This is a genomic window from Xenorhabdus indica (genome assembly GCF_014467235.1).
Taxonomy (GTDB): Bacteria; Pseudomonadota; Gammaproteobacteria; order Enterobacterales; family Enterobacteriaceae; genus Xenorhabdus; species Xenorhabdus indica.
This window is the reverse complement of the sequence record NZ_NKHP01000113.1, coordinates 1-574: the sequence shown is the minus strand read 5'-3', so window position 1 is coordinate 574 and position 574 is coordinate 1. Positions and strand designations below refer to the sequence as shown.

Sequence of the window (574 nt, the reverse complement as noted above, 5' to 3'; positions counted from 1 at the left end):
GTGATTCAGACTCCCCGACAGGTTATAACCGAAGTGCAGGGTATTGCCATCGACACTTTCGCTGACAGGACGTCCGGTCAGATTATCCCATTCGCGCGTGATTTCCCGCCCATTGATACGCTCACAGGTCGGCAGGCCAGTGGTCTCGTCATATTCGTATTCCACCACGGCATCGGCATTGGTGGCTTTCACTAGTTGATGCCGTTTGTTGTACTCGTAAGTGGTAATATCCTTAAGCACCAGCTGGTTTTCTTCCGGTTGCCAGCTTTCCTGTTTGACCAGTAAACCAGCCGCGGAATAATGCCAGCGAAGCTGCTGACCGTCGGGATATTGCGTCAGTGTGCGGCGTCCCAGTTTATCGTACTGATATTCAAGAGTACGCCCGGTAAAATCAGTTTCCCGGATAATCTGCCCCGCGGCATCCCGCTCATAACGGTAGGTTTCGCCGGTGGAGGCGGTCACTGAGTTCAACCGAGTCAGCCGGTCATAGCCAAAGTGTAATACCGTGCCATCGGGCCGGGTAACCTGAGTCAGCAGGTCAAACGCGCCGTAAGTATAGCGGGTGGTACGGCCT

At 54.2% G+C, this 574-nt stretch carries 1 pseudogene; it reads right to left on the bottom strand.

The annotated features are described in order from the left end of the window. Positions 1 to 574, bottom strand: a pseudogene (locus Xind_RS19730) (RHS repeat protein); the annotation flags it as partial.